This is a genomic window from Caulobacter sp. GW821-FHT10A10 (assembly GCF_059415745.1).
Window position 1 is genome coordinate 33,335 of record NZ_JBWKNV010000001.1, and the last position, 18,366, is coordinate 51,700.

Below are 18,366 nucleotides of genomic sequence, written 5' to 3' on the forward strand. Positions count from 1 at the left end.
CCGTTCCCCCAATACGCACGCGGCCACTGCGCCGCTTCCCCGGAGCGGATGAGCACCTCAAACCGGCGCTCTCGTCAATCGTGAGCGGGCCTGCTCCAGTACCGATAACGGTAGGCCGTCGAAAAACCGCGCGCCGCATAGAGCGCGATGGCCGGGGCGTTGGCGGCCTCGACCTGCAGATAGGCGGTGCGCGCGCCCAATCCCTCGGCCTCGGCCAGCAGGGCGTCGAGCACCCGGCGGGCGAGGCCCTGGCGGCGGAAGTCGGGATCGGTGCGCATGCCGAAGATCCCCACGGCCTGGCCATCGACCGCGCAGGCGCCCAAGGCGGCGCGCCCCTCGACGGCCAGCCGGGCGAACCGGGCCGGGGCCGGGATGCGGGCCAGGGCTTCGAGCCGTTCGCGGGCGTCGGCCAGGTTGCCCTTGGCCGAGGCGACCAGCACCGCCTCGAAGGCTGGATCGGGCGCGGTCGACAGGGTCACGTCCGGGTCGGCGAGGCCGGCGACGGCGCCGGTCATCACCAGGGTCTCGCCGTGGGCCGCGTAGCCACGGCGGGCCAGACGTTCGGCCAGGTCCGCCGGCGTCGTCAAACCCTCGGTCAGCTTGAACCGCACCGGCAGGCCACGCGCGCCGTAGAAGGCCTCGACCGCGTCGATGGCGGCCTCGGGATCGCGGTCCGGTTCGGCCAGCGGCCAACAGGCGTTGATCCGCAGCGAGAAGCCGTCGGTCGCGTTCAGCCGCCAGCCGCCAAGCCGCTGCCGCTCGCGGGCCGGCCAGGCGCCGTCGGCGATCGGTTCGAGATGCTCGGGGCTCATTTCTCTTTCAACAGGGCTTCGACCAGGCCGCGGGCCTCGGGGCTGGACCAGTCGGCCTCGCCGGCGATGCGGGCCCGCTCGCGGCCCTGCTTGTCGTAGATCACCGTGGTCGGATAGCCGATCGCGCGCGGCTGGAGGTCGAACGACAGCTTGTAGGACTTGTCGCGGAACGAGACGAGCGGCGGGTTCTTGGCCATCTCGGCCTGGATCAGGTTGAGGTCGCCATCGCGGTCCATGCTGACCGGCAGCACCTTGAGCGGCTGCGTGGCATAGGCGCCCGCCAGCTTGGCCAGGGTGGGCATCTCCTTCTTGCAGGGCGCGCACCAGGTGGCCCAGAGATTCATCACCACCACCTGGCCCTTGAAGTCGGCCAGGGTGTGCGGTTTTCCGGCCATGTCGGTGAAGACGGTGGCCGGCGCGCCGCGCGGCGCCTTGGGCACATCCAGCTTTGCTAGGGACGCCTTCTTGAATTCCGTGAGGTCGGCGGCTTCTGCGGGTTTGAACGAAGCCTGGGCGATGACGTATAGGACGCCGACGACGCCGACGAGCATGACGGCGCCGATGGCCCATTTCAGGGGGCCGGGCTTCGGCTTGGTCACCGCACCGTTCGACTGGACTTCGCTCATATGACCGACACCGCCTCCAAAACGCCCGCCGCCAACGGCCAGGGCCAAGCCATGTGGGGCGGACGGTTCTCGGCCAAGCCGGCGGAACTGATGCAGGCGATCAACGTCTCCATCGGCTTCGACAAGCGCCTCTGGGCGCAGGACCTGGCGGGCAGCCGCGCCCACGCGCGGATGTTGATCAGCCAGGGCGTCATTGCAAGCAGCGACGGCGAGGAAATCCTCGAGGGCCTGGCCAAGATCGAGGACGAGCTGGCCACCGGAACCTTCCCGTTCCGCGACGAGTACGAAGACATCCACATGAACATCGAGGCGCGGCTGCGCGAGCTGATCGGCCCGACGGCGGGCCGGCTGCACACCGCCCGCTCGCGCAACGACCAGGTGGCCGTCGATTTCCGCCTGTGGGTGCGCGACGCCGCCGACCGCTCGGCCGGCCAGCTGGTCGCCCTCCAGAAGGCCCTGCTGGCCCAGGCCGAGACCTATGCCGACGCCCTGATGCCGGGCTTCACCCACCTGCAACCGGCCCAGCCGGTGACCTTCGGCCACCACCTGATGGCCTATGTCGAGATGTTCGGCCGCGACGCCGGCCGCTTCCGCGACGCCCGCGCCCGGATGAACGAGTGCCCGCTGGGCGCGGCGGCCCTGGCCGGCTCGCCCTTCCCGATCGACCGCCACCAGACGGCCGCGACCCTGGGCTTCGACCGTCCGACCGCCAACTCGCTGGACAGCGTCTCCTCGCGCGATTTCGCGCTGGAAGCCCTGTCGGCCGCCTCGATCACCGCCACGCACCTGTCGCGCCTGGCCGAGGAGATCGTGCTGTGGACGACGCCGATGTTCGGCTTCATCAAGCTGACCGACGCCTTCACGACCGGCAGCTCGATCATGCCGCAGAAGAAGAACCCAGACGCGGCCGAGCTGATCCGCGCCAAGGTCGGCCGGATCCTGGGCAGCCTGACCACCCTGACCGTGGTCATGAAGGGCCTGCCGCTGGCCTATTCGAAGGACATGCAGGAAGACAAGGTCCCGACCTTCGAGGCCTTCGACGCCCTGGAGCTGTCCCTGCTGGCCATGGCCGGCATGATCGCCGACCTGACGCCGAACACCGAAAAGATGGCCGCCGCGGCCGGCGCCGGCTTCTCGACCGCCACCGATCTGGCCGACTGGCTGGTGCGCGAACTGAACATGCCTTTCCGTGACGCCCACCACGTGACAGGCTCGGCCGTGAAAACCGCCGAGACCAAGGGCGTCGATCTGTCGGACCTGTCGCTGGCCGAATTCCAGGCCATCGAGCCGCGGATCACCGACGGGGTCTACGCCGTCCTCACCCCGGCCGCCTCGGCGGCCAGCCGCATGAGCTATGGCGGGACCGCCCCCGCCCAGGTCCGCGCCCAGATCGCGCGTTGGAAGGAAACCCTGGCATGATCCGTCCCGCCACGCTGCTCGCCATCGCCGCCCTGGGCCTGACCGGCGCCGCCCTCTCCGCCTGTGGCAAGCAGGCCGAGCTGGAGCGCCCCGCGCCGCTGTGGGGTCCGGAGAAGAAGGCCGCCGAAGCCTCCAAGCGCCGCGAAGCCTCGGCCCAGGCCAACCAGCCGGCCCGCCCGAACGGCACGCAAGAGAACATCGACCCGGCGTCGAGCAACCGCACCATCCAGGCCGCCCCGCTGCGCGGGACGCCGTCCAACCCGTTCGGCGGCCCATCCGCCGCGGGTTTCCCGTCCTCGACGCCGAACTGATCTCCCCGAAAGCATTTCTGTGAACCACTTCGAATACGGCCCCGAGGGCCTGGCCTGCGAAGGCGTCCCCCTGGCCAGGATCGCGGCCGAGGTCGGCACGCCCGTCTACGTCTATTCCCGCGCCACCCTGGAGCGGCACTTCACCGTGTTCCGCGGCGCCCTGGTCGAGGCCGGGGTCGTCGATCCGCTGGTGGCCTATGCGGTAAAGGCCAATTCGAACGTGGCCGTGCTGAAGGTGCTGGGCGACCTGGGCGCCGGCGCCGACACGGTCTCCGAGGGCGAGGTCCGCCGCGCCCTGGCCGCCGGCATCCCCGGCGAGCGCATCGTGTTCTCGGGCGTCGGCAAGAAGCGCGAGGAGATCGCCTTCGCCCTGAAAGCCGGCGTCGCCGAGATCAACGTCGAGTCCGAGCCGGAGATGGAGCTGATCGCCAGCGTCGCCGCCGAGCTGGGCGTGCGGGCCAAGATCGCCTTCCGGGTCAATCCGGACGTCGCGGCCGGCGGCCACGCCAAGATCGCCACCGGCAAGTCGGAGAACAAGTTCGGCGTCTCGTTCGCCGAGGCCGCCCGCCTCTACGCCAACGCCAGCAACAACGCCGCGCTGGAGCCGATCGGGGTGGCCTGCCACATCGGCAGCCAGATCACCGACCTGGAGCCCATGCGCGCGGCCTTCACCAAGATGCGGGGCCTGGTCGAGCAGCTGCTGGGCGAGGGCCTGTCGGTCGAGCGCCTGGATCTCGGCGGCGGCCTGGGCGTGCCCTATTTCAACCATCCCGAACCACCGCCCCCGGCCGCCTTCGCGGCCATGGTGGCGGAAGTCACCAAGGGCCTGCCGGTGAAGCTGGCCTTCGAGCCGGGCCGCGTCATCGCCGCCAACGCGGGCGTGATGGTGTCGGAAGTCATCCACGTCCACGAGCGTCCGGAAGGCCGCAAGTTCCTGGTCATCGACGCGGCCATGAACGACCTGGTGCGTCCGGCCATGTACGACGCCTTCCACGACATCCGCCCCGTGCTGCCCCGTGACGGCGAGACCGTTTATGACGTGGTCGGCCCGGTCTGCGAGACCGGCGACACCTTCACCCGCGACCGCGCCCTGCCGCCGTTCGGCCCAGGCGACCTGGTGGCCTTCATGTCGGCGGGGGCCTACGGCTCGGCCATGGCCAGCGAGTACAATACCCGCCCCCTCGTGCCCGAGGTGCTGGTCGACGGCGACCGCTACGCCGTGATCCGCAAGCGCCCGACCTATGACGAGATGCTGGCCCGGGACCTGGTTCCGGACTGGGTCTAGGCCAAAGCGGCGGCGGCAAATTCTTGCGCGCCGCCGCCCTGCCCGCTTCCCGCCCGCAAAGTCTCGCCCCCAAACGCCCTTTGGGCTAGAAGCCTCGCCATGTCGCACAACACCTTCGGTCACCTGTTCCGCGTCACCACCTGGGGCGAGAGCCACGGGCCCGCCCTCGGCTGCGTCGTCGACGGCGTGCCGCCGGGCATCCTGCTGACCGCCGAGATGATCCAGGGCTTCCTCGACAAGCGCCGGCCGGGCAACGGCAAGTTCGTCACCCAGCGCCAGGAGCCGGACGCGGTGAAGATCCTGTCGGGCGTGTTCGAGGACGAGCGCACCGGCAGCCAGCGCACGACGGGCACGCCGATCAGCCTGATGATCGAGAACACCGACCAGCGGTCCAAGGACTATGGCGAGATCGCCCAGGCCTTCCGTCCCGGTCACGCCGACTATCCCTATTTCGCCAAGTACGGCGTTCGCGACTATCGTGGCGGCGGCCGCAGCTCGGCGCGCGAGACCGCCGCGCGGGTCGCGGCCGGCGCGGTCGCCCGGCTGGTGATCCCGGGCGTCACGGTGCGCGCGGCCCTCGTGCAGATCGGCCCGCACAAGATCGACCGGGCCAACTGGGACTGGGCGCAGACGCAAGAGAACCCCTACTGGTCGCCGGACGCCGCGATCATCCCGGTGTGGGAAGAGCACCTGGAGAAGATCCGCAAGGCCGGCTCCTCGACCGGGGCCGTGGTCGAGGTCGAAGCCGTCGGCGTGCCGGCCGGCTGGGGCGCGCCCCTGTACGGCAAGCTCGACGCCGAACTGGCCGCGGCCCTGATGTCGATCAACGCCGCCAAGGGCGTCGAGATCGGCGAAGGCTTCGACAGCGCCGCCCTGACCGGTGAGGACAACGCCGACATGATGCGCCTTGGCCCCAACGGCCAGCCGGAATTCCTGTCCAACCACGCCGGCGGCGTGCTGGGCGGCCTTTCCACCGGTCAGCCGGTGACAGCCCGCGTGGCCTTCAAGCCGACCTCCTCGATCCTGATCCCCCGCCAGACCCTCAACGAGGCCGGCGAGGAGATCGACCTGCGCACCAAGGGCCGCCACGATCCATGCGTGGGCATCCGCGGCGTGCCGGTGGTGGAAGCCATGACCGCCTGCGTCCTGGCCGACGCCTTCCTGCGCCATCGCGGCCAGACCGGCGGCGGCGCATTCCTGCCGGGCGGCGGCGGCGAGCGGGTTTAATATCCTTCTCCCCTTGCGGAAGAAGGTGGCGGCGAAGCCGTCGGATGAGGGGTCTCTCAAATGGGAGACGCTTCGCCCAGTCTGACCGCCGCACGCAGCTTTGAGTTCTGAGAGACCCCTCACCCGACCTGCTTCGCAGGCCACCCTCTCCCGCAAGGGGAGAGGGTACGGGTGGGCGATCTCACGCGGTGAACCGCTGAGGGTGTGGAGAGGGCGCGGGGCGTCCGGGCCTCGCCCGGAGTTGATTGTGTAATACCGTTTCGACGAAGCTTAGACGCCCCGCGCGATCGTTCTTGACCTTAGGCCGGGGCGCGCGGGCCTCTTCCGCCCTTCACCCCCTTCGGCATCCGCCTTCCCCGGAACCGGGCTGTAAGCTTCGCTAGCCATCGCGTGCAGACAGAAGGCGCCGGAGCGGACCCTCGGACGGGCGGGAGCCTATTTAGGCAAGCTCCCGATGGATGGGTTTACGTCCCCCATCCTCATTTAAGCCTGGCCCGGCCCTGCTCACGCAGCTCCGGCGGCCCCGCTCAATCGCATCGCCGTCGCACGCTTCGGGCCGGATCCTTGCGCCCTCTCCCCGCGACGGGACAGCTCTGATTATGCAGCGGGTTTGAGCGCGTCTGATCCAGAGCGCTGAGAAAGTTGTAAGGGACTGGATTGGTTGGGGTCTTTGGCGCGATCGTCGGGGATAGACACTCGCCAATTCCCGTCAGCCCAACCCAACACCGCCTTCCTGGGCCTTGTGCCCAGGATCCATCGTTCAACTGCTCAGACCTGTCGAGGACGGCCGAGGTTTGAGCGGTAGCCGGCATGGGCCCTCGCCACAGGGGCGAGGGAGGCGGAGTGGGCGATAAAAAGCCTCGGTCCCCGCTTTCGCGGGGATTTTACGGGAGAGGAGGCTGGCGGGAACTCTCTCCCATCAGAAGAACCCGGACTTCACCCTTCCCGCCGTTCCGGCCACTCCTCCGGCCGCATAATCATCGACGGGCGCAGGAAGGGGGACTGGACGCGGTCGTAGTCGGCGACGTCAAGATCTCGACACAATCTGGCAAGCAGTTCTTCGCCGCTGAGGTCGGGGACGGGCTCGCCGCGCAGCTCTCGCCACAGCGCCTGGGCCTCCTCTTTGATCATGTCTTCTCGGCGGGGCATCGGTTCAAGTCTCTATCACTCGACCAACCAACAGCCGAACTTGGGACTCGTTCCTGATTTTTTCGTTTACAAATCTTAATCAAGCTGCGCCGACGTAATTTTGCCACGAGAACTGTCGGCCTACAGACTCGAAGACTTGAAAAGTCGGCCAGACGACAGCGACCTTGCGACGCGGAGATCGTAAACCTTTATTCGGCTAGAACCGGCGGACCCTTGTTCCGCGAGTTTATCCCCCCATGCGCGTTTCCCGCCTGCTTCTCGTTCCCGCCCTGCTGGCCATCGCGGTCGGCGCCCAGGGATGCCTGGCCGGCGCCGTCGCGGGCGCGGCCGTCGGCACGGCCGGGGCCGTGGTCGGCACGACCGGCAAGGTGGTGGTCGGCGCCGGGAAGGCGGTGATCCCCGGCGAAAGCAAGAAGGACCGCGAAAAGCGCGAATTCCGCGAGTGGAAGAAGGCCCAGCGCGGCTGAAGACCCCCTCCGGCCCTCCGGGCCACCTCCCCCAGAGGGGGATCTAAGCGGCGGATACTCCCCTGAGGGGGTTCTACTCCGCCGCCTGGGGGATCTGATCCCCCACGGCCAGGCCCTCCAGATACAGCGACAGCGGCCGGATCTCGTAGGCGCCTGTCGGATTGGCCTCGCCCAGGGCGCGGGCCACGTCGAGGGCCTCGTCCATCGAGGCGCAGTCGACGATGTAGAAGCCGAGCATGGCCTCCTTGGTCTCGGCGTAGGGTCCGTCCATGACGATCGGCGGCTCCTGGCCCTTGACCAGGGTCTTGGCCGAGCCGGTGAAGCCCAGGCGGCCGGCCGGCCCCAGCTTGCCCTCGGCATAGAGCCGGTCGTGAACGACCGACAGCTTTTCCATCACGGCCGCGTCTTCGGCCGGGGTCCAGTTCGAGACCAAGTCCTGATCGTTGTAGCAGAGGATGGCGTAGAGCACGGCGAGGCCTCCCGAGGCGCTTATGGGCGCAAGGGGTAGCCTGACCGGCGTTCTCTGGAAAGAGGCGTCAGGCCTCGGGCGGCCCCTCTGCGACCGCTTCCGACGCATCGCCCTCGGCCGCTTCGGACTCCGGCGTCGCGGGCCGCGGACGGCCCAGGCGGACGATCTTCTCCTCGGCGGTGCGGACCATGCGGGTCTGGTCGTTGAACTGGGCCAGCTGGGCGCAAACCGTGAAGAAGGCGCCGGGCATGCGGGTGTCGATCCCCTCGCTCAGCGTCATCAGGTAGAGGCCGGCCGCCTGGATCTTGCCCAGCACCTGCAGCAGGTCGACCAGATGGGCGGCGAAGGCGTGCAGGCTGGGAACGACCAGCAGGTCGCCGGGCCGCGCCGAGGCGATGGCCGCGTCCAGCCCCGGCTTGTGCACCGCCAGGGCATAGCAGGCGTCGTGGTGCAGCGCCTCGCAGCCGGCGGCGGCGAGCTTGTCCGCCAGGGGACCGTCGAAGGTCGCGCCGCGTACGGGCGGAACCCGGAAGTAGCCGATCATGCGCATGGGCGCTGTGTGACGAACTCCGCGCCGCCGCGCCAGAGGGCGGCGGCGTCAAAGTCGGGGATAATCGAGGTCAGCGATCGCGTGACGAAGGAACCTCCCCTTGTGGGAAGGCTACCGCGTATGAAGCTGGAACAAATAGAAGACGCCTTCCTGGGCCTTGTGCCCAGGACCCATGCCGGCGGCATGGCTCTGATTTTGTCGCCTTGCGGAGCCGAAAGTCCGAGGGCGCGCCTCAAATTCAACGAAAGCTGAACCATGGATCCTGGGCACAAGGCCCAGGAAGGCAGGTCTTTTGACACCTAACCCAAGTCCAAATCCATAGGCGATCGCCCCCCAGAGGAGGAGGTTCCTCAGAAGTCCTACAGCGTCAGCGCGCAGCTCTCGCCGATGGTCGGGCGCGACAGCACCACGCGCGACAGGCCGGGGAACTGCGGCTTCAGGCGCTCGGCGAAATAGAGGCAGATCCGCTCCAGGGTCGGGCTTTCCAGGCCGGGGCGGTCGTTGAGCAGGCCGTGGTCGAGCTCGGTGGCGACCGCCTTGAGGGCGACGTCCAGGCTTTCCAGGTCGGCGACCCAGCCGGCCGCCTGCATCGTGCCGCGCACGCTGGCCTCGACGCGGAACGAGTGGCCGTGCAGCCGGCGATAGCGATGATCGTCGGAGCCTTGCTCAATATAGTGGGCCGCATCGAAATGCGCGGCCTTCGTGATCTCGAAGACGGGTTCGGACATGGACTTCTTTTTTGACTAGGCCTGGGAGGCTCTAGCGCAACGGTCCTGTCACCAAACCGAGCGCCTTATCCATCAGGGCAGGCCGAGATACTTGTGTGTCTGGACGCTTAAACGCCATTGAGGGTGGGAAAGGCAATAGGCGACGGCCAATTGCGTGTTTGCGTCGCGGTCCGGGCCGTCCATCGGCTGGAGATAGAAGCGCTCGAAATCCAGGCTCTCGAAGCGTTCCGGCATGGCCTTTTCCTGCGGGAAGACGAGCTTCAGCTCCTGGCCGCGGGTCTGGACGACCGGGGCGTCGGCCTTGGGGCTGATGCACACCCAGTCGATGCCTTCCGGCGCGACCACCGTGCCGTTGCTCTCGCAGGCGATCTGGAAGCCGCGGGCGTGCAGGGCGGCGATGGCGGCCTCGTCCAGCTGAAGCAGCGGCTCGCCGCCGGTGCAGACCACGAGGCGATCGTTCGGACCGCCGGTCCAGGCGGCCTCGACCGCATTCGCCAGATCATCGGCGGTGGCGAACTTGCCGCCGCCCTCCCCGTCCGTGCCGACGAAGTCGGTGTCGCAGAAGGTGCAGACGGCCTTGTGGCGGTCCTGCTCGCGGCCGGTCCACAGGTTGCAGCCCGAAAAACGGCAGAACACCGCCGCCTTGCCCGCCTGGCCGCCTTCGCCCTGCAGGGTGAGGAAGATTTCTTTCACCGAGTAGGTCATCGAGAACCTCCCCTCTCCCCTTGCGGGAGAGGGTGGCGGTCCGGAGGACCGTCGGGTGAGGGGTTGATGGCGAGATCCGCCGCGTGGGGCGGAACGATCGGGCGCGGCGTCATCGGTTTGAGAGACCCCTCATCCGACGGCTTCGCCGCCACCTTCTCCCGCAAGGGGAGAAGGAAGCGGAAGACGACCGGCCGCGTCCCACTCGGCGTAGCCCTTCTCGCGCAGCTCGCAGGCCGGGCATTCGCCGCAGCCGTGACCCCAGGGGTGCAGCTCGCCCCGTTCGCCCTGGTAGCAGGTGTGGCTCTCGACCACGATCAGGTCGACCAGATCCTCGCCGCCCAGCGACTTGGCCAGGGCCCAGGTCTGGGCCTTGGTCAGGTACATCAGCGGGGTCTCGACGCGGAAATCGCGGTCCATGCCGAGGTTCATGGCGCTCTGCATGGCGTCCAGCGTGTCGCGGCGGCAGTCGGGATAGCCCGAGAAGTCGGTCTCGCACATGCCGCCGACCAGGGCGTCGATGCCCCGGCGGTCGGCCAGGGCCGCGGCGTAGATCAGGAACACCAGGTTGCGGCCGGGCACGAAGGTCGACGGCAGGCCGCGCTCGGTCATCTCGATCGCGCGGTCGGCGGTCAGGGCGGACTGGGCGACGGCGCCGAAGCTCTTGATGTCGAGCACGTGGTCTTCGCCCAGACGGTCGGCCCAGTGCGGGAAGCGGGCGGCGACCTGGTGACGGACGGACTGGCGGGCCTCCATCTCGATCGAGTGGCGCTGGCCGTAGTCGAAGCCCAGGGTCTCGACGCGCTCATAGCGCTCGAGCGCCCAGGCCAGGCAGACGCTGGAGTCCTGGCCGCCGGAGAACAGCACCAGGGCGGCGCCCGAGGGCGCGGAAGAGGTGGAAGATGCGGACATGCCGCTCCTCTACACGACCTTGCCCCGCGCTGGAACGGCGGGACGCGGCGCGACACGGCCCAGGCTTCGTGAACCAGCGTTTTCCGACTGTACCTTTTACGGGAATGCGACAAGATACAGCGTGCGGGGGAGCAAATTTTCTCCCTGTTTTCAGCAGACCGTCACGGATGACCTTGCGTCACCCGACGGACCGTCTTTTCTAAATTTTCAATAAGCGAGTTTTCGGCGCAACAGATGACGTTGCGTCAAGTGAAAAGCCGTAACCTATCGCCGTTTACTTACAGGCGCGGCAGTTGACAGCCAAAGAACGCAAGTATGCAATCCTGCAATGCCGAAGCAGGTCTGCCGGACACCTGCCCGCCGATCTCCGCAAAGGAGATACGACAATGAAAACGTGCGGCGACGAGGAAACAACGGGACGCGGATAGGGGCCGCCAACAAGGCGTCATCGCGTCCAGGGAGGGATTTCGAATGACGCAGACCCTGCGCTTGCGCGGCCTCTTGGCCATGAGCGCTTCCGCCGCCGTGCTGGCCGCCGTGGCCGCCCCCGCCTTCGCCCAGACGCCTGTCCCGGCCAAGCCGGCCCAGGACAACGTGATCGAAGAGCTGGTCGTCACCGCCCAGAAGAAGGAGGAAGCCCTCCAGGACGTGCCGATCGCGGTCTCGGCCTTCAGCCAGGACAGCCTGGAAGTCCAGAAGATCGACGGCGGCCCGAACCTTCAGCAGGCCATTCCGAACGTCAGCTTCGGCAAGAGCAACTTCACCAACAGCTTCAACTTCCAGATCCGCGGCATCGGCTCCAAGGGCGTCGGCGTCTCGGCCGACAACGGCGTCGGCGTGCACGTCAACAACGCGCCGCTCCAGGCCTCCAACCTGTTCGAGGCCGAGTTCTACGACGTCGAGCGGGTGGAAGTGCTGCGCGGCCCGCAGGGCACGCTGTACGGCCGCAACGCCACCGGCGGCGTCGTCAACATCATCACCGCCAAGCCGGCCGACCAGTTCGAGGCCCTGGCTCGCGCCGAGTACGGCAACTACGGCACGACCAAGCTGCGCGGCATGGTCAACATCCCGATCGTCGAGGAGAAGATGGCGCTGCGGATCGCGGCCGCCTCGGTCAAGCGCGACGGCTTCGTCACCAACACCTACAACAACCACAAGGTCGACGATCGCGACCTGTGGTCCACCCGCGTCAGCCTGCAGGTCAATCCGAACGAGCGCCTGCGCGTCAACCTGATGTGGGAGCACTTCAACGAGGACGACAACCGCGCCCGCATTGGCAAGCAGCTCTGCACCAAGGACCTGGGCCCGGCCACGGTCGGCGGCGTGGCCACCGGCACGTCGCGACGATACCTGACGCAGGGCTGTTCCTCGGCCAGCCTCTACAGCGACGCCGCCTACGGCACGGTCAACACCTCGGGCACGCTGTACGGCGTTCTGGGCAACCTGGTGGGCTTCACCAGCGGCGACCTCAACGCCGGCGACACGGTCAGCAAGGACCTGCGCGAGATCGAGACGCTGTTCGACCCGATCTACAAGTCGACCTCGGACGTCTACCAGTTCAACTTTTCCTACGACATCACCGACAGCCTGACCTTCACCTCGCTGACCTCGCTGAGCAACGGCGAGATCTATTCGAAGCAGGACTACTTCCGGAACATCTCGCCGGGCACGTTCAACAGCACGGCCCTGACGCCGGGCGGCTACTTCAGCGATCCGCAGACCGGAACGTCCAACACCTTCCTGACCTATGACATCTCCAAGTCGACGGCCAAGCAGCTGAGCCAGGAGTTCCGCCTGCAGTCGGCCTTCGACGGGCCGATCAACTTCAACGTCGGCGGCATCTATTTCGACTATCAGGGCATCACCGACTATCTGGTGGTCAGCAACGGCCTGACGATCTCGGCCCTGGCGCTGAACTTCCAGAACACCGGCAACCCGACCTGCAACCCGTCGACCACGGCCAACTGCATCGGCATCGACACCTCGGCCACCCCGACCGGCCAGGGCCACAACTACTATGACAACCACACGCCCTATCACCTGCGGGCCACGGCGCTGTTCGGCGAGGTCTACTGGCAGGCCAACGAGGACCTGAAGTTCACGTTGGGCCTGCGCCAGACCCAGGACAAGAAGAAGTCCGACTACTATCCGACCCCGCTGCTGACCACGGGCTACGGCCTGACCCAGGGCACGCCGTCGGCGCAGTATTCCGACTTCAAGGAACTGACCGGGCGCCTGGGCTTCGACTACAAGGCCAACCTGCCGTTCACCGACGAGAGCCTGCTCTACGCCTTCTACTCCAAGGGCTACAAGGGCGGCGGCGCCAACCCGCCGGGGGCCATCGGCCTGGCCGGCGTGGCGGCGACCTACCAGCCGGAATTCGTCAACGCCTTCGAGGTCGGGGCCAAGAACACCCTGCTGGGCGGCAGCCTGCTGTTGAACGCCACCGGCTTCTACTACGACTACCAGGGCTACCAGATCTCGAAGATCGTCAACCGCACCTCGGTGAACGAGAACATCGACGCCAAGGTCTGGGGCGTCGAGCTGGAAACCCTGTGGCAGCCGATCCACGGCCTGCGCCTCAACGCCAATGTCGGCTATCTGCACACCGAGATCGGCGACGGCGTCACCTCGATCGACACCATGAACCGCACCCAGGGCGACGCGGCCCTGACCCTGGTCAAGGCCGCCCGGCCGACCGCGGCCCTGGGCAGCAACTGCGTGCTGACCACCGCCGGCGTCGCGACCGTGCTCGGCGCCGGCCTCGGCGGCACCCTGCCGCTGGCCTGCGCGGGTCCGGGCACCGGCGCCAGCAGCTATTACAGCAACCTGACCAACACCCTGCTGACCCTGGCGACGACCAGCGGCGGCGCGGGCCTGACCTCGGCCCAGGCCACGGCCGTGCAGACCATACTGGCGGCGGCCGGCGGCCCCTCGGCCGGGGCCAGCACCCTGGTCGGCGCGCTGATGTCGAACGGCTTCAGCGCCACCCAGGCCACCGGCCTGGTCACGGTGGCCCTGACCGCCAACGCGGTGGCCAACGGCACCGGGCTCTACAACTACGCCACCGGGGCCTCGATCGACGGCCGCGCGGCCGACCTGTCGGGCAACGAACTGCCCAACTCCCCGCACTGGACCCTGTCGCTGGGCGCCCAGTACACCTGGGACCTGCCGTCCGGCTGGTCGGCCACCCTGCGCGGCGACTACTACCGCCAGAGCGAGCAGTACGCCCGCATCTACAACACCGAGTACGACCGGCTGAAGTCGTGGGAGAACGTCAACCTGACGCTCAAGATCGAGAAGCCGGAGCTGGGCCTGTCGTTCGACGCCTACGTCAAGAACCTGCTCAACGACACGCCGATCACCGACGCCTACACCACCGACGACACCTCGGGCCTGTTCACCAACGTCTACACGCTGGAACCCAGGCTGTACGGCATCAGCATCACCAAGACCTGGTGATCCGACTGAACCAGGTTCGTTGAAAAAACGAGGGCGGCGGGTGCAAATCCGCCGCCCTTCCTGCTTTCAGGCCTGTGACTTAACGACTCTGCAAGGCCAAGTCGTCCAAGCTGTGAACTCAACGTCGTCCAGCCCCCGGCCGCATGGAAACGCTCGCCCGCCTCATCGATCGCCGTGAACCGGTCGATCCTCAGACGTCCTGCCGGACGGTGCTGGAGATCTTCGCGAGCGAACCGCGCCTGGCGGCCCTGGCGGTCACGCAAGGTCGCGAGCCGATCGGCCTGATCTATCGCGACGTCTTCGTCGGCCAGATGCTGGTCGCCGCCGAGCACCTCAACGACCGCCCCGTCACCGAGGTCATGGATCCCGAGCCGCGCAGCGTGCGCGTGTCGATGGACCCCGGCGTCTTCGTCGACGCCCTGGCCCAGAGCGCCACCCCGGTCTTCCGCACCGCCTTCGTCGCCACCGACGAGCATGGCGGCTATGTCGGCGTCGGCGGCCTGGCCTCGCTGCTGGCCTCGCACCGCCGCAAGCAGCGCGAAGCGCGCGAGGCCATGGGCCTGGTCGAGCGCATGGCGCACGACATCGGCCTGCACCTGGACGGCGTCCAGGCCTTCACCGACCGGCTGGAGCACCAGCGCCTGGCGCCCGACGCCGCCGCCTGCGTGCGCGCCATCAGCGACACCAGCCGCGACATGAGCGACATCCTCGGCCGGGCCATGGACCTGCACCGCGCCGCCACCGGCGGCCTGGCCCTGTCGCCCGAGCCGACCCGCCTGCGCGACCTGGCCGACGCCGTCGAGGCCCGCTGGGCGCCGCGCGCGGCCGAAGGCGGCTCGACCCTGCTGTTCTCCTATGACGGCGAGCCCGAGGCCGCCGCCCTGATCGACCCCTCGCGCCTGCTGCAGGTGTTCGACGCCCTCATCGACGGCGCCCTGGCGCATGGTCGCGGCGTGATCGAGGCCAGCCTGCGGGCCCGTCTCGACGGTGATCGCCTGCGCCTGGAAGGCGACGTGCGCGACAACGCCGCCGCCGTCACCGCCGAAGAGCGCCTGGCCCGGGTGTTCGACCCGCTCGGCGAAGGCCGCATGGACGACCGCGCCGAGATGGCCCTGGGCGTCGGCATGGCCCTGGCCCACCGCGTGCTGCGCGAGATGGGCGGCCAGGTGCGCGCCGAGCCCAACCGCGGCGCCGGCCTGACCCTGCGCTTCGCCCTGACCGCTCCGGTCGCCGAGGTGATCCTGGACGACAGCGAGGAAGTGACCGTCTCGGCCCGCCCCGCCCACATCCTGATCGTCGACGACAACGCCACCAACCGCATGGTCGCCGAGGCGCTGTGCGAGATGTTCGACTGCACCTCCGAGCAGGTGACTGACGGCGTCGAGGCGGTCGAGGCCGCGCGCACCGGCCGGTTCGACCTGATCCTGATGGACATCAAGATGCCGCGCATGGACGGGGTGGCCGCCACCCGCGCCATCCGCGAACTGTCCGGCCCGGCCGGCGCGGCCCCGATCGTGGCCCTGACCGCCAACGCCGGCCCCGAGGACGTCGCCGTCTATCTGGCCGCCGGCATGCAGGACGTGGTCGAAAAGCCGATCAAGCCCGAGCGCCTGGCCGTGGTGCTGAGCGCCCTGCTGGCCGGCGAGGACGAGCAGGAAGCGGCCTGATCCCCGCGCACGGTCAAGAAACCGCGCGCACAACCTCCGCGAAAGACAAAATACCGAAAGTTGTTTCAAGACGTGGCTTGAGTAGAGCCCGCGACAGATCGACGCCGCTACTGGCCTACGCGCAAAAGTAGCCTTAAGTTGCTGATCGAGCGGGAGGCGAGAGCGTCGTGTTGAATTCGGCCGAACAGCAGGCTTGGGATTTCCTGAGCAAGGCGCCGCATTACGGCGCGCCGGCCGAGGTCGAGGAACATTTCGGCCGCGCCCTGGCGGCCTTCGGCTACGAGCGCTTCGCCGCCACCCTGGTCAACGCCGAGCGCTACGGCAAGGAGCCCCCGGCCCTCTCCCGCCAGGATTTCGAGGCCTGGGACAGCCGCTACTGGGGCGAACGCTACGTCGTCCACGACCCGTGCGTGAAGCTGCTGCTGAAATCGAGCAAGTCTTTTGCGTGGAGCGACGCCAAGCCACTGGGCGACCAGCGCGCCCACGCCATGTGGGGCGAGGCCTCCGAGTTCGGCATGAACGACGGCTATGTGGTGCGGGTGTTCGGCCCGGCCGGCCACGAGGTGCTGATCCGCATGGCCACCGCCGCGCCCGACACCGACCCGGCCGCCCGCGCCGTGGTCGAGAGCCTGGCCACGGTGTTCGGCACCATCATGCTCAAGCACTGGGAACTGCAGGACGAAAATCCCGACTACGGGGTGATCTCCGAGCGCCAGGCCCAGTGCCTCTATTGGGCCAGCCGTGGCAAGACCGACTGGGAGATCGGTGCGATCCTCGAACTCTCTCCCCGCACCGTCCACCACCACATCGAGGCGGCCAAGAAGCGCCTGGGCGTGGTCAAGCGGCAGGAAGCGGTGATGAAGGCCGGCGAGTTGGGCCTGCTGAAGGCCGAATGACTCCACACGCGTAACGTCGATACGCGAAATTTCACAACCTTGAATATGGTTCGGCGATCTGTTAGGTCTTCGACATAGTCGTTTTGCGCCTGCGCGGAACGCTAATTATGGTCGTGTGTGCGCCAGCGCACAGACCAATTCCCTTTAAAAACCGGAAATGCCTCACGGACTGAGGCGGCGTGCGCATAGGCCGTTTGGCCTATCGGTGATTGGGCGGATCATACTGCCTAATGCGAGCTGTCCAGAACGGGGGACAGCATCGCCATGATCCACATCGTCACCTGCGAAAATCGCCACCTCTACGGCCCCCAGCTGTGGGCCATGCATGAAGAACGTCGCAAGCAGTGCGTCGAGAAGAACGGCTGGGTCGACCTGGTCGTGCTCGATGGCGGCGAAGTCGACGACTACGACGACGCCCGCGCCATCTACCTGCTGGGCTTCGACGACGACATGCAGCTCGAGGTCGGCCTGCGCCTGCGGCCCACTGACGACCGCTGCATGCTGGCCGACAAGTTCGGCCACCTGATCGCCCCGGGCGAAAGCCCCAAGAAGGGTCAGGACGTCTGGGAAGCCAGCCGCCTTTTCACCACCGAGGCCTATCGCGCCAAGAAGGGTCCGGGCCGCGGCACGCGCGTGTTCGAAGCCTGGGCGGCGGCCATGGAGCTGGCGCTGGTCAACAACGTGACCCGCTTCGTCGGCATGATCGACATGGCGCTGTATCCGGGAATCATGAACTCGCCGATCGACACCCGGCTGGTCGGCCTGCCCCGCCCCTACGAGTATGGCGTGGTCGCCGGATCGGAAATTCTCCTGTCGCGAGAATTGCTCGAGCGGGTTCGCGAATCTATCGCCATCGAATCGACCGTGGGCTATCACGTCGACGAACTTGACCTGCGGGCCTTCGGTGATCTGGTCGCCGTGCAGCGCCAGGTGCTGCGGGCGATGACGCCCCAGATTCTTCCGGGTTCGGAGCGTGACGAAACCCTTTCCGCAGAAGCGCTTTTCCGTTTGCACGACGCAAGCGGCCAAGCTCGGCGGATCTGGAGCGATCGCGGTCAGAAATCGGAGTTTCAGCTTAACGCTTAGGCGGAGCATAAGCTCCACCTCAGCGACGTAGCGCCGCACCTGGTCTAGCTCGACTTTCGCCAACGCCCCGGTCGTGTCATTTTACACAAACAACCGTTGGAGGCGAAAAAGTTGAGTGAAGAAACCGAAGGCCGGCGACCCAACCCGGTCGATCTGCACGTCGGCGGTCGTGTCCGTATGCGTCGCAAGCTGTTGGGCGTGAGCCAGGAGCAACTGGCCGATTCCCTGGGCCTGACCTTCCAGCAGGTCCAGAAGTACGAGCGTGGCGCCAACCGCGTCAGCGCTTCGAAACTGTATGAAATCGCCCGCACCCTGCAGGTGCCGGTGTCCTTCTTCTTCGACGGCCTGGCCGACCCGATGAACGGCGCCGAAGAGGACGAAGTCGGTCACCACGCCGAACGCGTCGTTCAGGAATTCCTGACCACGCCGGAAGGTCTGGAACTGGCCGAGGTGTTCCCGAAGATCAACCGCGGCCGCGTCCGTCGCCAAGTGCTGGACCTCGTCCGCGCCATGGCCGAGGAAGCCGCCCGGGCCGACGCCTGATCTCAGCGATCACCGAGTACGCTTAGAAGAGCCTCGCCTCCCCCCAGGCGAGGCT

Annotated in this window: 18 protein-coding genes; 10 read left to right on the forward strand and 8 right to left on the reverse strand. The window is 67.6% G+C overall.

The features are described from left to right. Positions 1-74: 74 nt before the first annotated feature. Complete coding sequence (locus tag AC07NS_RS00140; RefSeq protein WP_494600550.1) at positions 75-812, reverse strand: GNAT family N-acetyltransferase; 738 nt, start codon at positions 810-812, stop codon at positions 75-77. Beyond that, a complete protein-coding gene (locus AC07NS_RS00145; RefSeq protein ID WP_494600552.1) occupies positions 809-1,438 on the reverse strand; it encodes a TlpA family protein disulfide reductase in 630 nt (209 codons plus the stop codon). The genes AC07NS_RS00140 and AC07NS_RS00145 overlap by 4 nt, the downstream gene beginning before the upstream one ends. On the opposite strand from AC07NS_RS00145, the gene argH reads away from it, so the two are divergent. From argH to aroC, 4 genes are all read left to right on the forward strand, one after another. After that, positions 1,439-2,857 carry an argininosuccinate lyase gene (argH, locus tag AC07NS_RS00150; RefSeq protein WP_494600554.1) on the forward strand — a complete coding sequence of 473 codons (1,419 nt, stop codon included), beginning with the start codon at positions 1,439-1,441 and terminating at the stop codon, positions 2,855-2,857. After that, the gene (locus tag AC07NS_RS00155) at positions 2,854-3,168 is read left to right on the forward strand and encodes a hypothetical protein (RefSeq protein ID WP_494600556.1); all 315 of its coding nucleotides are present in this window, start codon (positions 2,854-2,856) and stop codon (positions 3,166-3,168) included. The genes argH and AC07NS_RS00155 overlap by 4 nt, the downstream gene beginning before the upstream one ends. 19 nt (positions 3,169-3,187) lie before the next feature. After that, positions 3,188-4,453 carry a diaminopimelate decarboxylase gene (lysA, locus tag AC07NS_RS00160; RefSeq protein ID WP_494600558.1) on the forward strand — a complete coding sequence of 422 codons (1,266 nt, stop codon included), beginning with the start codon at positions 3,188-3,190 and terminating at the stop codon, positions 4,451-4,453. Between the two features lie 99 nt (positions 4,454-4,552). Then, positions 4,553-5,680 (forward strand): chorismate synthase, encoded by a 1,128-nt coding sequence (aroC, locus tag AC07NS_RS00165; RefSeq protein ID WP_494600560.1) that lies wholly within the window; start codon positions 4,553-4,555, stop codon positions 5,678-5,680. 936 nt (positions 5,681-6,616) lie between these two features. On the opposite strand, the gene AC07NS_RS00170 is transcribed toward aroC, so the two are convergent. Next, complete coding sequence (locus tag AC07NS_RS00170; RefSeq protein WP_494600562.1) at positions 6,617-6,811, reverse strand: hypothetical protein; 195 nt, start codon at positions 6,809-6,811, stop codon at positions 6,617-6,619. A 254-nt stretch (positions 6,812-7,065) separates the two neighbouring features. Between AC07NS_RS00170 and AC07NS_RS00175 the strand changes: the two genes are divergently transcribed. Further along, positions 7,066-7,296, forward strand: a complete 231-nt coding sequence (locus tag AC07NS_RS00175; RefSeq protein WP_494600564.1) for a hypothetical protein — start codon at positions 7,066-7,068, stop codon at positions 7,294-7,296. A gap of 73 nt (positions 7,297-7,369) precedes the next feature. Here AC07NS_RS00175 and AC07NS_RS00180 read toward each other — a convergent pair whose 3' ends face one another. The 5 genes from AC07NS_RS00180 to queC all read right to left on the reverse strand — a co-directional run bounded on the left by AC07NS_RS00180 (position 7,370) and on the right by queC (position 10,657). Further along, positions 7,370-7,765, reverse strand: coding sequence for a YciI family protein (locus tag AC07NS_RS00180; protein WP_494600566.1), 396 nt, complete (start codon positions 7,763-7,765; stop codon positions 7,370-7,372). Between the two features lie 67 nt (positions 7,766-7,832). Next, on the reverse strand, positions 7,833-8,309 hold the full coding sequence (locus AC07NS_RS00185) for a recombinase family protein (RefSeq protein WP_494600568.1): 477 nt from the start codon (positions 8,307-8,309) through the stop codon (positions 7,833-7,835). A 365-nt stretch (positions 8,310-8,674) separates the two neighbouring features. Beyond that, positions 8,675-9,043 (reverse strand): 6-pyruvoyl trahydropterin synthase family protein, encoded by a 369-nt coding sequence (locus tag AC07NS_RS00190; RefSeq protein WP_494600570.1) that lies wholly within the window; start codon positions 9,041-9,043, stop codon positions 8,675-8,677. A 72-nt stretch (positions 9,044-9,115) separates the two neighbouring features. Further along, positions 9,116-9,748, reverse strand: coding sequence for a 7-carboxy-7-deazaguanine synthase (queE, locus tag AC07NS_RS00195; RefSeq protein ID WP_494600572.1), 633 nt, complete (start codon positions 9,746-9,748; stop codon positions 9,116-9,118). A gap of 129 nt (positions 9,749-9,877) precedes the next feature. Then, positions 9,878-10,657 (reverse strand): 7-cyano-7-deazaguanine synthase QueC, encoded by a 780-nt coding sequence (queC, locus tag AC07NS_RS00200; RefSeq protein ID WP_494600574.1) that lies wholly within the window; start codon positions 10,655-10,657, stop codon positions 9,878-9,880. A 471-nt stretch (positions 10,658-11,128) separates the two neighbouring features. Here queC and AC07NS_RS00205 point away from each other — a divergent pair, with 471 nt between their 5' ends. The 5 genes from AC07NS_RS00205 (at position 11,129) to AC07NS_RS00225 (ending at position 18,311) form a co-directional block, all read left to right on the forward strand. Beyond that, positions 11,129-14,119 (forward strand): TonB-dependent receptor, encoded by a 2,991-nt coding sequence (locus tag AC07NS_RS00205; RefSeq protein ID WP_494600576.1) that lies wholly within the window; start codon positions 11,129-11,131, stop codon positions 14,117-14,119. Positions 14,120-14,262: 143 nt separating this feature from the next. Continuing rightward, positions 14,263-15,786: a response regulator gene (locus AC07NS_RS00210; protein WP_494600578.1), complete on the forward strand. Its 1,524-nt coding sequence runs from the start codon at positions 14,263-14,265 to the stop codon at positions 15,784-15,786. Between the two features lie 167 nt (positions 15,787-15,953). Beyond that, positions 15,954-16,682, forward strand: a complete 729-nt coding sequence (locus tag AC07NS_RS00215; protein ID WP_494600580.1) for a helix-turn-helix transcriptional regulator — start codon at positions 15,954-15,956, stop codon at positions 16,680-16,682. Positions 16,683-16,946: 264 nt separating this feature from the next. Next, positions 16,947-17,768 (forward strand): acyl-homoserine-lactone synthase, encoded by an 822-nt coding sequence (locus tag AC07NS_RS00220; RefSeq protein WP_494600582.1) that lies wholly within the window; start codon positions 16,947-16,949, stop codon positions 17,766-17,768. A 111-nt stretch (positions 17,769-17,879) separates the two neighbouring features. Next, a complete protein-coding gene (locus AC07NS_RS00225) occupies positions 17,880-18,311 on the forward strand; it encodes a helix-turn-helix domain-containing protein (RefSeq protein ID WP_110119520.1) in 432 nt (143 codons plus the stop codon). Positions 18,312-18,366: the final 55 nt, after the last annotated feature.